Raw genomic sequence first — 14,020 nt, 5'->3', positions numbered from 1 at the left:
CCGCCCCATCATGACGAGGATGGCCATGCCCCGCGACTTTCGATCCTGCCTCAGCGCCGGTGCCCTGGCGCTGATCCTGGCGTTCACCCCGCTCGCACCGGCCGGGGCGGCGGATGACTATGGCCTGCCCAGCCTGACGGGTAGCAGCCAGGCCATCAGCGGCGAGGAGTACCGTTTGGGCCGCGCCTGGCTCCGTCAGTTCCGTGCCCAGGCGCCACTTTGGCATGACCCGATCGCCCAGGACTACGTGGAATCCCTGCTCGCCAGGCTCACGCCCCATAGTGGCCTCTCCGATGCCCGCACGGTGGTGACCCTGGTTGAGAGCCGTCAGCTCAATGCCTTTGCCGTGCCCGGCGGGGTCATCGGCGTCAATGCCGGGCTATTCGCCTTCGCCGACGAAGAGGACGCCGTGGCCTCGGTGCTGGCCCACGAGCTGGGCCACCTGTCGCAGCGCCACTACGCCCGCGGCCAGGCCCGCGCCGAGCAGACCCAGGTGCCCGCCATGGCCGCCATGCTGGCGGGCATGCTGATCGCCGCCGCCGGCGGCGGCGACGCCGGCATCGGCGTGGCCATGGGCTCCCAGGCCGCCTTCATCCAGGACCGGCTCGCCTACTCGCGGCGCTTCGAGCAGGAAGCCGACCGCATCGGCCTGCAGGCCATGGCCCAGGCCGGCTTCGACCCCCAGGCGATGGTCCGCATGTTCCGCGCCATGCAGCGCCAGGCCAGCCTGCAGGGCGGCAACCCGCCGGAATTCCTGCTCACCCACCCGCTCACCGAGTCACGCATCAGCGACGCCGAGGACAGGGCCTCCCAGCTTACCGCCAGCGACCGCCGCCATGGCGATCCGAGCTATCACCTGGTTCGCGCCCGGGCGCTGCTGACCATTCACCGGCGCGACCCGCAGCAGGCGGTCACACGGCTGGAGCAGGATGGCGCCCCGGCCGAGGCGCAGCGCTACCTGGCCGCGCTGATCGCCGCCGAGCGCGGCGACAGCGACTCGGCGCTGAACCAGCTGGACGCCCTGGCCCAGGCGCTACCGGACCTGGCGATGATTCCCGCCAGCGCCGCCGAGGTGGCTTTCGCGTCCGGGCGCTACGACGATGCCATCGAGCGCAGCCGACGCCTGCTGCGGCTGATGCCGGGCCATGTGCCGGCCCGTCAGGTGCTGGGCGAGGCGCTGCTGCAGCGTGACCCCGACGAGGCCTACCGGGTGCTTCGCGAGCTTGCCGAGCGACGCCCGGAGGACCCGCAGGTCTTTACCCTGCTGGCCGAGGCCGCCGGGCGCAGCGGCCGCGAGGCCTGGGGCCACCTGGCCCGCGCCGAGCATCAGCAGCTCAGCGGCGAGATCGACCGCGCCATTCGTCAGCTCGAGGTGGCCCGCCAGGTCGCGGAGCAAAGCGGGGATAGCAACGCCGCAGCGCGCATCGCGCAGCGGCGGGAAGAGTTCGTGGGCTATCGCGAGACGCTGGAGAAGTTTTAACGAGGAACGCGGCTTCTCCGTCGACAGGCCACCGCGGAGGCGCTGTGAACCCTTCCCTGGGCGCTACATTTGCCATCCATGGCAAATGACCTCCGCTTAGGCCTGCCCCCGGGGCCGCTTGCCTTAGCGCTGGCAGCAACGAGCCCAGTGGACACATTACTTCTGGAAGTTAAGCATCCGCTCCAGCGGCTTGAGCGCCCCCAGGCGCAGCGCGGCATCCACATGGATCTCGCCGCTGCCGTGGCGCAGGGCGCCGGCTAGGTTGTCCAGGGCGTTCATGGCCATCCAGGGGCAGTGGGCACAGCTCTTGCAGGTGGCGCCGTTGCCGGCGGTGGGCGCCTCGAACAGGGTTTTGCCCGGCACCGCCTGCTGCATCTTGAAGAAGATGCCGCGGTCGGTGGCCACGATCAGCTTGTCGTGGGGCAGCTCTTTGGCGGCCTTGATCAGCTGGGAGGTGGAGCCCGCCACGTCGGCCAGCTCGACCACCGCTGCCGGCGACTCCGGATGCACCAGCACCGCCGCTTCCGGATAGAGGGCCTTGAGATCCTCGACGCCCTTGGCCTTGAACTCCTCGTGGACGATGCAGGCGCCGTCCCACATCAGCATGTCGGCGCCGGTCCGCTTCTGGATGTAGCCGCCCAGATGCTTGTCCGGGGCCCACAGGATCTTCTCGCCGCGGGCCTGCAGATGCTCGATGACGTCCACGGCGATCGACGAGGTCACCACCCAGTCGGCACGCGCCTTCACCGCAGCGGAGGTGTTGGCATAGACCACCACCGTGCGGTCGGGGTGGGCGTCGCAGAAGGCGCTGAACTCGTCCGCCGGACAGCCGATATCCAGCGAGCAGGTGGCCTCCAGGGTGGGCATCAGCACGCGCTTCTCCGGTGAGAGGATCTTGGCGGTCTCGCCCATGAAGCGCACCCCGGCCACCACCAGCGTCTTGGCCTCGTGACGGGCGCCGAAGCGTGCCATCTCCAGGGAATCGGCCACGCAGCCGCCGGTCTCCTCGGCGAGCTGCTGGATGGCGTCGTCGGTATAGTAGTGAGCCACCAGCACGGCGTTGTGGGCCTCGAGCAGACGCTTGATCTCCTCGACGCGGGCCTCGTCCTCGGCGGGAATGCGGGTGGGGCAGTAAGCGCGAGCCAGGTGATCGCGCACCTCGACTCGAGAAGTCATGATCGTCATCGTGTCTACCACTGTGACTGGCAGGGGCTCCCCCTGCGTTTTACCAGGTACCGCCGCGCGTGCGCTCCGCACGGGACGATACGCCAGCGGGCCAACCCTGTGCGTCTCTCGCCGTGGTCGACCCGAATCTCTATTCTAGACCAGAATGCTGGGGTATTGGCTACCCCCGGCTAGAAAAGCGTCCTGTAGGAGAAATGGGGGCGCCACCCGGAAGGATCAAGGGCGCTTGGCGGTATCGGTGGCGTCGGTGTGTTAGCGCACCGACGGCGGCGTGGCGCTGCGCCAGACTCGCGCTACCGATGCTTCACGACATCGTGAAGGCCGGACAGTGACGCGAGGTCACCATGCCACACTCCATCCCGCACACCGCTCCCCCGCCGGAGGCGTTCACGACATTCACACGCCTGCCCGACCGCGCGCCAGGCGAGCAGCAGCACGGCTACCCCTTCAAGCCTGAACGCTTGCCCGAAGCTCCCCTCAAGACGCCTCCCGAAGAGCAGCTCGATGAGCCCGTCAGGCACGCCGCCGAAGGCGACGACGATCTGATGAGCCAGGATGTCAACGCAAGCGTCCCAGACGCCCCCTCCTGACGGCCCGGCTGGCACGCTCTCCCAGAGCGCGCCAGCCGATACCATCACGGTGTGCCGCCTTCGGTGATGACCCGACGGTAGAAGCATTGGCCAGAGTCATAGCAGCCACGAAAGGCTTCGTGGCTGCTATTACTGTATCGCTGAATCGGTCATTTCGTGGCTTTCTTGAAATCACGCTTGATATCGCGCTTGATATCGCCATACTTCGCCTCAGCCTTGCCGCCATGCTTTTCCGCCTTGCCTTTGTGCTCCATGTTTTTATCCCCACTCATCTTGCCCGCAACCTCCTTGACCTTTCCTTTCGCCTCTTTTGCACGACCTTTGACTTGATTCTTGTTCATGAGCGGATCTCCAGATGACAGTTCTACTTGGGCTTTATCTACACCACGCCAACATGAACTCATGCTGATTCTGGGTGATACTCCAACAATACCTGAAGATCGAGGTGCGGTCTGTGCGGTGCCTAACCTAGGCGAAGTAAACTCTTAGATCATAGAGATCTCTGGTGTTTTTGATTCGTCACAAAGCCGATCAAAATTGGCACGACCGGATCCTAATCAACAACCCACCCAGTCCCTTGAATTTAACACTGCACACATGCCGAAAACAGCAAGAGACTCGTACTAATTCCCGCCGGGATACGCTACCATGAGAAATATATCCGGAGAGTACGCTTGGAGCCTCACATGCCGACAATCAGTAATGAAACCAATGTCGATACACAACTGCGAGACAAAGCTGAGGCTAAGCTGCAGGCGGGCACGGCACCGACAGCGCTTCAGTGGTCGGTGAGCGTTGACGCCCTGAGCCTGCTCCACCGGCTGTCCAGCAATCCCGACAACGCGGCAGACGCCCTCAAGCTGCTCCATGAGCTCCAGGTTCACCAAGTGGAACTTGACCTGCAGAACGAGGAGATCGCCGCCAATGAACAGGCACTCGTCGATGATCTGACCCTTTACCGGGAGCTTTACGACGCGGCCCCCTTTGGCTATCTCCTCGTCGACCTTGAGGGCAAGGTTGTTCAGGGCAATCTTGCCGCCGCGGAACTCTTGGGCATTGGACGTGACGACCTTGTAGGGCACCCCGTCAGCACGCACCTGCTCCCGGAGAGTCGACCACTGCTGTTTGGCCTGCTACAGCATGTCGCACAGAGCGGCACCGGGGATTGCTGTGTAGCCGAGCTGGCTGGGAGCGCACAGGGCTCCCGGCACTTACGGTTTCTTGCATCCATTCCACCGGGGAGCGCGCATATTCTGTTAGCCTGCTGCGAGCACACCAGTGTAAATTCCCCCTGAGCGTCGCTCTTTGCCATGTCTGCCTTGCCTCCCGCCAATGCACCGGAAACGCCCCTGGAAGCTGTACGCATCGTGGGCATCGGTGCATCCGCCGGTGGCCTGGCGCCGCTGGAACAGTTCCTTGCCCGGATTCCGCCCCACAGCCACATGGCCTATGTGGTGGTGCAACATCTCGACCCCACCCATAGGGCGTTGCTGCCAGAATTACTCCAGCGCGTCACCCCGATGTCGGTACGGCAGGCGTCACAAGGCATGCGCATCGAGCCTGACTGCGTGTATGTGATCAAGCCGAATACGGAACTCAGCGTTGTCGACGGCTTGCTGAACCTGGCAAAGCCCATGGAACCCAGGGGCATGCGCCTACCCATCAACGTACTGTTTTCCTCCCTGGCCCGCGCTCAGGGAGCACAATCCATCGGGGTGGTCCTGTCCGGCATGGGCTCCGATGGCACCCAGGGCTTGCAGGCGATCAAGGCCGTGGGCGGCCTCACGGCGGTACAACAGCCCGACACGGCACAGTTCGATGCCATGCCCCAAAGCGCCATCGCCGCAAACTGCGCCGATATCATTGCCCCGCCTGGCGAGTTGCCCGCCCGCATCCTGGCCTGCATTGCCCAGGCATCCACCCCACAAGCCCCTATCGGGCCTGCGGCAGAAGATTGGCAGGCGCCTACGCCATTGCAGCGCATTCTGCATCTGCTTCAGCAGCGAACCCGCCACGATTTCTCGCTCTACAAGCCCAGCACCCTGCACCGGCGCATGGAACGGCGCATGGCGATCCATGAGATCACCACCTTGGCGCGTTACGCGGATTATCTCCAGCGCAATCCACAGGAGATCGACCTGCTATTCAAGGAAGTGCTCATCGGAGTGACCGGTTTTTTCCGTGACCCCCAGGTCTGGCAGTATCTGGCCGATATCGCCCTGCCAGCACTGCTGGCAAGACAGCACAGGGAGCCTCACCTGCGTGCCTGGGTGGTTGGCTGTTCAACCGGCGAAGAGGCCTACTCCCTGGCCATGATCTTCACGGAGGCGCTGGATAAGCTGCCACGCCCCCATGAGTTTACCCTGCAGATCTTCGCCTCCGACCTGAGTCCGGATGCCATTGCGACGGCTCGCCGCGGCTATTACCCTGCCGACATCAGCCACAGTGTCTCGGCGGAGCGCCTGGCGCGCTTTTTCAGCGCTCATGGTGACGGCTACCAGATCAATGGAGATATCCGTGACCTGGTGCTGTTCGCCCAGCAGGACGTGGTGCTTGATCCCCCCTTCACTCGCCTCGACCTGATTTCCTGCCGCAACCTGCTGATCTACTTCGACCAGAGTCTGCAACGCAAACTCATCCCGTTATTTCACTACAGCCTGCGCGCCGGCGGAGTCCTGTTGCTGGGAAGCTCAGAGACGGTAGGACGCTATACTCAGCTGTTTGCTCCCATTCAACCCAAACTGCGAATTTACCTGCGCCAGGATGATGCCCAGAGCCGCGACACACAGCTGCCGCTCAAGTCGTTCCCCCCCCTGGCCTGGATAGCCAAGGAGCTTCCCGTGTCACCCAGCAAAACATCCTCCCACACGAATGATAACCTTCAAGCGGCAGCTGACCAGGTGTTACTGCAGGTCTACGCCCCCGCCGCGGTGGTGGTCAATGAGGAGGGTGATATCGTCTATATCAGCGGGCGCACGGGAAAGTACCTGGAACCCGCCGCCGGCAAGGCAAACTGGAATTTTCACGCCATGGTGCGGGAAGGCCTTCGGACACCCATCGCCAGCGCTTTGCGCCAGGCCGCCAACCGGCGCGAACCGACGCACTTACACGGCCTGCAAGTGCAACTTCCCGGCGGGACCACGCAGAGCGTCGATGTCACCGTACAGGCACTGCGCGAACCGACTACCCTGCGCGGGATGAAGATGGTCGTGTTCCGCGATATCGCCCTGGCTCATGCCAGCCCGGCCAACAAAAGCACGTCGAAAGCAGCCACCCAAGATACTCATACCACAGAGCTGCAACAGTATCAGGATGAAATCCAGGCGCTGCGGGAGGAAAATCGCGCATCCCGCGAGGAGTTGCAGTCAGCCAATGAGGAGCTGCAGTCGACCAACGAGGAACTGCAGTCAACCAACGAAGAGCTGACCACATCGAAGGAAGAAATGCAGTCCATGAACGAGGAGCTGCAAACCATCAACGCGGAAATGCAGACTAAGCTCGACGATCTCGCCCTCGCCCAGAGTGATATGAAAAACCTGCTTAACAGCATCGAGATCGCCATTGTGTTTCTCGACCAGAACCTGAACGTCCGCCGTTACACTGACAGGGCATCAAAGATCATCAATATCCGTGAAAGCGATGTCGGTCGCCCCCTCAGTGATCTCACCACCAGCCTGCTATACCCGGAGCTGAATGAAGACGCTCTCACCACCCTGAGCACCTTGATGTTTTCCGAGAAGCAGATTCTCGCCACAGACGGTCGCTGGTTCATGGTGCGAATCATGCCCTATCGCCGACTGGACAATATGATTGACGGGGTGGTGATCACCCTTGTGGATATCACCGAGACCAAGAAGCTGGAACAAGCCCTGCGCAAGGATCTGAAATCGTAAAGGAAAGACCATACCCCCAGACACGGGGACCGACCGGTCAACCCTAGTCGGTGTTGGCGACCTTACCGAACAGCAGCAACCCAACACCTGCTGCCGCAGACGCCGCGCCAAGGACAATCAACCAGGTAGTGGAGTCAGTGAAGCGACCGGTAACAGCCTCCGTCACCTGATCTCCCAGGCTTTGGGATGACTGGTACGCAAAGAAAAGCAGGATACAACCCACAACAAGCAACACAAAAGCCAGGACTCTATTAATCGCCATTTCAATCTCCTTCTTCTGGATGGAAGATTACACCCCCGCTCAAGGGTAGCGTTACTCTATGAATCCAGACTTGAATGGTCCAACGCAACCCTTTGCCGCCATGATCATGGAATCGCCGGCGCGTTTGATCCGGATAGTCGACACCAACCGGACCTTCCGCGCACTGCCTTCTGAGAAATCCGTTTACCGGATATAGTAGGACTCGACGGTCGAACTCCAGGTGGCGTCAGCCATATTTGGCCATTGACCCTTGTCAAACCCAGGCGCGTTCTTTAATTGCTCAACATCTACGTCGAGCACGAAGCGCTTATTCTCCTTATCCAGCTTCAAGGCCTTCCAAGGAATAGCGAAAAAGCGATCACCCATACCGAGGAAACCGCCCGACGCCAAGACTGCGTAACGTATCTTACCCTCAACTATATCGAGCATAATGTCTTGAATCTTTCCAAGCTTTTCATTCTGCATATTGCAGACTTCGTCACCGAAAATAGTGATCGCACTTAGCAACGCATTGCCAGCCAGCAAGTCACCTGAAGTATTGATCACACTTTTCGATTGAATCGTTGAATCGTTCATTTTACTTCCTTCCCGGCATTGCCATTGATACCTTGCAATATGACTCTATCCTTCCGACATATTTCTCGGACCCACTCGTTATCTCCGTACGTTCCTTGTCGGAAATCTTGACGAGAGAGGACTGGAACTTCCAGGATAGTGAAAGACCGAGTCGTGGTCTGTGCGGTATCTAACGTATGCAGAGTCTTTTTCTCAGGCAACTCTCTCGCAAGAGCCTGCGTCAGAGGATGACGACTTTGTGTGTGGCTGAAATATATTTTTGCTCCGCACTCGTCCCAGACGCGTCGCCGTTAACACACGACATGCAGGATGCAGCGACGGAAAAAGCACACGCCGGCCGCTGTCATACTGCGCCGCCTTCGGTGATGACCCGACGGTAGAGGCGACAATCGGCGGCATAACAGCCACAGGCGGCCTCGATCAGCCTCGTTCGGTCCAGCACCGTGATATCCCCGCGGTGATAGCGGATCAAGCCGCGCGCCTGAAGCGCCATGGCGGCCAGGGTGATACCGGCACGCCGGACCCCCAGCATGGTGGCCAGAAACGCGTGGGTGAGATGCAGGTGATCCGAGTGCGCACGATCCTGGGTCATCAACAGCCAGCGAGCCAGGCGGGCCTCGACATGATGAAAGTGGGTACAGGCCGCCACCTGGGATAGCTGGTGCATCAGCACGTAGAGATAGCGTTTCAGCAGCGCCTGAAGCGCAGGGCTCTGCGCCAGATGCTGGCCAAAGTCAGCCGCCGGCATGCGCAGCGCCGGCCCCGCGCCCTGCACCAGGGCACGCAAGGGCGACTCATCGAGCCCCAGGATCAAGGGCATCCCCAGCATGCCCTCACTGCCGACCATCGTCACCTCCAGCCGCTCTCGGCCACTGAGCTGGGCAATCAGGGATACGAAGCTGTTGAGGGGAAAGTAAACATGCTGGATCTGTCCGTCAGGCTCGCTGATCACCTCACCAAACACTAGGTTAACGGCCTCGCAGTGGGTGAGAAAAGACGCCCTGTCCTGACACGGCAAGCAGTCGAGAAGATAATTGGTCGACGGCCTGAGAGGTAAAGGCTTCATGTGCACGCTCCTGGTGGAAAACCGGCAATCGGCACATGGCAAGCAATTACCAGGTGATGATGCCGACGGCAGCCAGGGAGTGACAAGAGAATCACCGGCAAACCGCTACACGAACACTGGCATGTCCATCCCCATACCGTCGGTGCGCCAGGAAACACACGCAGGACGCGCTCTGCTCGACACCCCTTCCGGCCCACGAGGGAAAATCCCCTTCAGCCGGGGCGATGATTGCTCAGCAGGCGATCGTACTCCTTCTTGACGACCCCATAGCATTCACAGACTCGCGCCTCCAAACCAGGCCTATTCAGGATGCTGATATGCCCGCGGTGGTAGGCAATCAAACCAGCCTTCTGCAGTTTTCCGGCCGACTCGGTGACACCCTCTCGGCGGACACCCAGCATATTGGCGATCAGCTCCTGGGTCATGACCAGCTCATTGGTCGGCAAGCGATCCAGGCTCAGCAATAGCCAGCGGCAAAGCTGCTGGTCCAGGCTGTGATGCCGGTTACATACCGCCGTCTGGGCCATCTGGGTAATCAACGCCTGGGTGTAACGCAGCAACAAATGCTGAAGCGTGGATGCGCGATCGAACTCGTCTTTAAGCAACTGCCCCTTGAGGCGATAGGCGCTGCCGGCACTCTGCACGACGGCACGGCTCGGCGTGGTTTCACCGCCCATGAACAGCGAGATGCCGACGATACCCTCGGGACCGACAACGGCAATTTCTGTCGAATCACCGTCTTCCATGACACAGAGTAGCGATACGATGCAATCCGTCGGAAAATAGACGTGATTCATCACCTTTCCCGACTCGGCCAGTGAGTCCCCGAGGGTCAGTTCAACCCGCTCGAGGTGGGGCGCCAAGCGCTCATACCCATCCTTCGGCAGGGCCGCCAGCAAGTGATTCTGACGAGGATCATGTGGCTGGACCATGGCTGATACTCCGTACGGTAAGCCAGCCCCTCCCCTCAGGGTTAGGAAAGGGCCTACCCGAAGGCAGTTGACGTGGGGAGGCAAGCACGCAGGAAGCGAGGCACATGCTATGTACGCTAGCGCACAGAAGTGACCCCGTCACGCCACTACGCTCGGTGGGCATGCGCCAAGACGCAAGCGGCAGGTCAGGAAACTCCGTCCCACCGGGGCGCCGGAACAGGAAACGGACTCATGGTACTCCTATCGCTCTGCAATGATAACGCCTGTTTTCACATGAGCCTGCACGCCACACCGGGAGTGGCGGCGCCGGCTTCACCTCTAGGGATGGTTTCCACAGGCCCTGCGCGCTCCCAGGCCGAGTGATGAAGGATGACTCGCCGCCCCAGGGCACCATCTGGACACAGCCCTCCTCCTTCTTGAGTGACGAGTCGGTATGGCAAGGTCACGCCGAGTCACACGCCTTGCGAGGGGGCAGCCTAGCGACCCTGGATGCCGAGCACGCATGGGCTCGGGTAGCGCTCAACGCCATTGGCGACGCCGTGTTGACGATAAACCTTCACGGCACGGTCACCTTCATGAATCGAGTGGCTGAAACCCTGACCGGCTGGTCGGAGCCCGAGGCGATCGGTCAGCCACTTTCCCGAGTGCTCCCCGTTGTCGATGGCAAGACACATCAAGCCACGGCTCCCCCCGGGCGGCGTGCCATGGAGGAAAACAGAACGGTCAGCCTCGCCCTGGACTGCGTGCTGGTCCGCCGGGATGGTAGCAAGCTCGATATCGAGGATTCCGCAACGCCTATCCATGACCGAGACGGTCGAGTCACCGGCGCCGTGATCGTGTTCCACGATGCCTCTCATTCAAAGGCCATGCTGGAGAGAATGGCCTACCTGGCGCAGCATGACGCGCTCACCGGCCTGCCCAATCGCACTCTGCTGGCGGAACGACTCTCCCGCGCCATTGGCCTGGCCCGACGACACCGACACCGGGTCGCCCTGCTGTATCTTGACCTTGATGCCTTCAAGCCCATCAATGACTCACTCGGTCACGCCCTGGGTGACCGCCTGCTCCAGGCGGTGGCGACCCGCCTCCAGGGCTGCATGCGCAGCATCGACACCGTCTGCCGTCAGGGTGGCGACGAATTCGTGATCCTGCTTGCCGAGATCAGTAAACGCGAAGATGCCACCCGGGTCGCGGAAAAACTCCTTGCCGTGCTGGGCAGGCCGTACCGTATCCAGAGCCATGACCTCCTGATCACGCTAAGCATCGGCATCAGCCTCTACCCGGAGGATGCCGACGATGCGGATACCCTCATGCACAGCGCCGACGCGGCCATGTACCACGCCAAGCGAAATGGCCGAAACGGGCATCAGTGCTTCGCGGCAGAGATGACTACCCTGCCCATGCAGCGAAGGCGCATCGAACCTGATCTGTATCCTCCTCTCCAGCCATCGCAGCTTTGTTTCGAGTTTTAGCGGCAAGTTGGGGCAAGTCGTTCCCGCGAAGAAGCCCTCGCTCAGGAGTGAACTTGCCTCGGTCCTGACCAGGTGCGTCGCGGTGCCATGACATGCCCTGTGTGCGATACCAGACCGACGATGCTCCAATGACGGAATATGCTCGAATCAACGGTAAAAGGCAGCGCCACCGTTTTACTGCCCTACCTGCTGCCGAGTTACACATGAAAAGGATCAGCCCATGAACACCATGAAACGCTTCCTGATAAGCGTTACTACTGCAATGCTGCTCCTGGGCCTGACCGCATGCGCCGGCATGTCAGCCCAGGAAAAAGGCACGGTCATCGGCGCTGGCGCCGGCGCCGTCGGCGGCTCGGTGTTAACCGGCGGTAGCGCACTCGGCACCGTTGGCGGTGCTGCCGTCGGCGGCGTCATCGGTCATGAAGTCAGCAAGCCATGAACGTGAAAACTGAGTTCAGGAAAGACAGTTCACAGCACAAGAGGCCCTCGTTGTCTCCGGGAGACGCCCCCAGGGGCGCCTCTCTCTATTACAAACTCTATTACAAGCGACTCCCTCTATGACACACGAAGAGGAAGATGGGACTTGTGTACGCCAGCGAACAGATGGAATGCCGCCAGTGACATATTCTCACCAGGAGTGAGGCAGGGAATTGCCGGTACAGGGAGTTACACCAAGCGTCGCAAGGACAGCGACGCCATCATGACACGCAACATCTTGCAACCTCCTGAAACAGGAGAGTGCTCCGCAGAGGTAAAGCTTCATGAACAACATCGTCTATATCGTCGGCGCAGTCGTCATCGTGCTGGTGATTCTATCGGTTCTCGGTCTTCGTTGAGAAAAACGCAACGCGCAACGAACAGCCAGGCAGTGCGGTAAAGCACAAAAACTGCCGGCCGACGCTGACACCCCGCTCACCGGAGACACCTCGTGATCATCCTCAAAGGATTGCTATTCCTGCTCCTACTGTTCGGTCACCCCGCGCTGGCCAGCGCCGATGATAGCTACCGCAATGCCCTGCAGACCTACGAACGGCAGGAATACCGCCAGGCATTGCCGATGTTCGAACGGCTTGCCAGCACCGGCGACGCCGAGGCCCTGTACATGCTGGGTCAGATGCACGAGGCCGGACAAGGGACGCTCCAGGACTTCGTGGAGGCCCACAAGTGGTACAACCTGGCCTCGGCTCGCGGCCACCGCCATGCCGCCACGGCGCGGGATGCCGTGGCATCGCGGATGACCGCGCAGCAGATCAGCGAGGCCCAGCAGACAGCCCGGGCCTGGCAGCCAAGGGCAACACCGTCACGGCTAGCACCCGAACCATCGCCTCGCGTCGAGATCTTGACCGACCGGCAGCGGGTGGCCGACGTCCAGCGTGAACTCAACCGGCTCGGCTACGACGCGGGCCCGGTGGACGGCCTCATGGGAACGCGCAGCCGTAATGCGATTCGCACCTACCAGGGCAGCGTGGGCCTGGCTCAGGATGGTCAAGCGACAACGGCACTGCTGGCGAGGTTACGGCAAACGGAGCAGGCGCCCCAGGCCAGGGCGGCCCCCGAAGCGTCGACACCGGCAAGACGGGTTGCCCTGGACGACACCTTCAGCGATGGCGATTTCCGGCGCAACCCAGCTTGGACCGTACTCAGCGGTCGCTTCAGCATCGATGAGGGCGGGTTACGCAGCATTGTGGAGCCAGCGCAGGTCGCCAGGCCCACCTCGCCGACACTCCGCCCAGAGCGACCGGAGGAGATCGGCCTGGCGATGCTCCAGTTGATCCTCCAGCAGACGAGTGGGCAGACGCCAGAGGCGACATCGCCGGTGTCGGCGGAGGTCGAGTTCGAGGAAGCGGCCCAGATTTTCGTCCATGCCCCGGTCGGCAACGCCTTCCGGCTGGACCTGGAACTGGCCTCCTATCAGCGGCCGGGCAGCCTGGAAGTGGGGCTGTTCCAGGGCTATCAGCCAGGCGGAGGCTACCGTCTGGTCTACAATGCGGGCTCACGGCCCGGACTCAGCCTGGTACGCATGACCGCGGAGGGGGGCGAGGTAATCGCCAGCAGCGAGGGCGCGCTCGCCCTCGAGGATGGCCGCTTCCATACGCTGAGCTGGACCCGCCACGCGAACGGGAACATGCAGGTCCTGGTGGATGGCCGGCGTGTGCTGCAGGCACAGGATCGGCGCCTGCGCCAAGGCTTCCAGGGCTTCACGCTGGTGAATCATGGTGGCGACTATAATCTGCGCCGGGTACGGCTGGAGCACTAGACTTTTCGTACATAGCCTTGCGGGTCACGTGGCCCCATACGACCAAGCGCACCACGAAAAAGCGCCCTCGCTTCGGAAGCGAGGGCGCTTTTCGGTATTCTGGTGGGTCGTGTAGGATTCGAACCTACGACCAATTGGTTAAAAGCCAACTGCTCTACCAACTGAGCTAACGACCCGGCGCTTGCGAACAAGCATACAGGCTCGGATGGTGGGTCGTGTAGGATTCGAACCTACGACCAATTGGTTAAAAGCCAACTGCTCTACCAACTGAGCTAACGACCCGTCCGAACGGGTGCAGATATTACTG

The 14,020-nt window shown here is 61.5% G+C and carries 13 protein-coding genes and 2 tRNA genes; 7 read left to right on the top strand and 8 right to left on the bottom strand.

The genetic code is table 11. From position 1 onward, the window contains the following. Positions 1-25: 25 nt before the first annotated feature. Entirely contained in the window at positions 26-1,480 is a 1,455-nt protein-coding gene (locus HOP52_RS07570; RefSeq protein ID WP_238976773.1) for a M48 family metalloprotease, read from the top strand. A gap of 156 nt (positions 1,481-1,636) precedes the next feature. Here HOP52_RS07570 and nadA read toward each other — a convergent pair whose 3' ends face one another. Further along, a complete protein-coding gene (nadA, locus tag HOP52_RS07565; protein ID WP_422677695.1) occupies positions 1,637-2,665 on the bottom strand; it encodes a quinolinate synthase NadA in 1,029 nt (342 codons plus the stop codon). A 344-nt stretch (positions 2,666-3,009) separates the two neighbouring features. Between nadA and HOP52_RS07560 the strand changes: the two genes are divergently transcribed. Next, positions 3,010-3,255, top strand: coding sequence for a hypothetical protein (locus HOP52_RS07560; RefSeq protein WP_238976770.1), 246 nt, complete (start codon positions 3,010-3,012; stop codon positions 3,253-3,255). 149 nt (positions 3,256-3,404) lie between these two features. Here HOP52_RS07560 and HOP52_RS07555 read toward each other — a convergent pair whose 3' ends face one another. Continuing rightward, complete coding sequence (locus tag HOP52_RS07555; protein ID WP_238976768.1) at positions 3,405-3,596, bottom strand: CsbD family protein; 192 nt, start codon at positions 3,594-3,596, stop codon at positions 3,405-3,407. A 345-nt stretch (positions 3,597-3,941) separates the two neighbouring features. On the opposite strand from HOP52_RS07555, the gene HOP52_RS07550 reads away from it, so the two are divergent. Together HOP52_RS07550 and HOP52_RS07545 are read left to right on the top strand one after the other, a co-directional pair. Continuing rightward, positions 3,942-4,550 (top strand): PAS domain S-box protein, encoded by a 609-nt coding sequence (locus HOP52_RS07550; protein WP_238976767.1) that lies wholly within the window; start codon positions 3,942-3,944, stop codon positions 4,548-4,550. A gap of 15 nt (positions 4,551-4,565) precedes the next feature. Next, entirely contained in the window at positions 4,566-7,148 is a 2,583-nt protein-coding gene (locus tag HOP52_RS07545; protein ID WP_238976765.1) for a chemotaxis protein CheB, read from the top strand. A 43-nt stretch (positions 7,149-7,191) separates the two neighbouring features. Here the strand turns inward: HOP52_RS07545 and HOP52_RS07540 are convergent, their stop codons facing one another. From HOP52_RS07540 to HOP52_RS07525, 4 genes are all read right to left on the bottom strand, one after another. Then, a complete protein-coding gene (locus tag HOP52_RS07540; RefSeq protein ID WP_238976763.1) occupies positions 7,192-7,410 on the bottom strand; it encodes a DUF3185 family protein in 219 nt (72 codons plus the stop codon). Between the two features lie 183 nt (positions 7,411-7,593). Further along, positions 7,594-7,986 carry a PRC-barrel domain-containing protein gene (locus HOP52_RS07535; protein WP_238976762.1) on the bottom strand — a complete coding sequence of 131 codons (393 nt, stop codon included), beginning with the start codon at positions 7,984-7,986 and terminating at the stop codon, positions 7,594-7,596. A 343-nt stretch (positions 7,987-8,329) separates the two neighbouring features. Then, complete coding sequence (locus HOP52_RS07530) at positions 8,330-8,938, bottom strand: Crp/Fnr family transcriptional regulator (protein WP_238976760.1); 609 nt, start codon at positions 8,936-8,938, stop codon at positions 8,330-8,332. A gap of 326 nt (positions 8,939-9,264) precedes the next feature. Continuing rightward, on the bottom strand, positions 9,265-9,984 hold the full coding sequence (locus HOP52_RS07525) for a Crp/Fnr family transcriptional regulator (protein WP_238976758.1): 720 nt from the start codon (positions 9,982-9,984) through the stop codon (positions 9,265-9,267). Between the two features lie 362 nt (positions 9,985-10,346). On the opposite strand from HOP52_RS07525, the gene HOP52_RS07520 reads away from it, so the two are divergent. The 3 genes from HOP52_RS07520 to HOP52_RS07510 all read left to right on the top strand — a co-directional run bounded on the left by HOP52_RS07520 (position 10,347) and on the right by HOP52_RS07510 (position 13,713). Next, a complete protein-coding gene (locus HOP52_RS07520; RefSeq protein ID WP_238976757.1) occupies positions 10,347-11,456 on the top strand; it encodes a diguanylate cyclase domain-containing protein in 1,110 nt (369 codons plus the stop codon). A gap of 220 nt (positions 11,457-11,676) precedes the next feature. Continuing rightward, entirely contained in the window at positions 11,677-11,895 is a 219-nt protein-coding gene (locus tag HOP52_RS07515; RefSeq protein WP_238976756.1) for a glycine zipper 2TM domain-containing protein, read from the top strand. Between the two features lie 489 nt (positions 11,896-12,384). After that, the gene (locus HOP52_RS07510) at positions 12,385-13,713 is read left to right on the top strand and encodes a peptidoglycan-binding protein (protein ID WP_238976755.1); all 1,329 of its coding nucleotides are present in this window, start codon (positions 12,385-12,387) and stop codon (positions 13,711-13,713) included. Positions 13,714-13,813: 100 nt separating this feature from the next. Here HOP52_RS07510 and HOP52_RS07505 read toward each other — a convergent pair. Both HOP52_RS07505 and HOP52_RS07500 read right to left on the bottom strand, forming a co-directional pair. Beyond that, a tRNA-Lys gene (locus HOP52_RS07505) sits at positions 13,814-13,889 on the bottom strand. Between the two features lie 30 nt (positions 13,890-13,919). Next, a tRNA-Lys gene (locus HOP52_RS07500) sits at positions 13,920-13,995 on the bottom strand. Positions 13,996-14,020 lie beyond the last annotated feature (25 nt).

It is taken from the genome of Billgrantia campisalis, assembly GCF_022341425.1.
GTDB lineage: Bacteria > Pseudomonadota > Gammaproteobacteria > Pseudomonadales > Halomonadaceae > Halomonas > Halomonas campisalis.
This window is presented reverse-complemented; position numbering and strand designations above follow the sequence as displayed.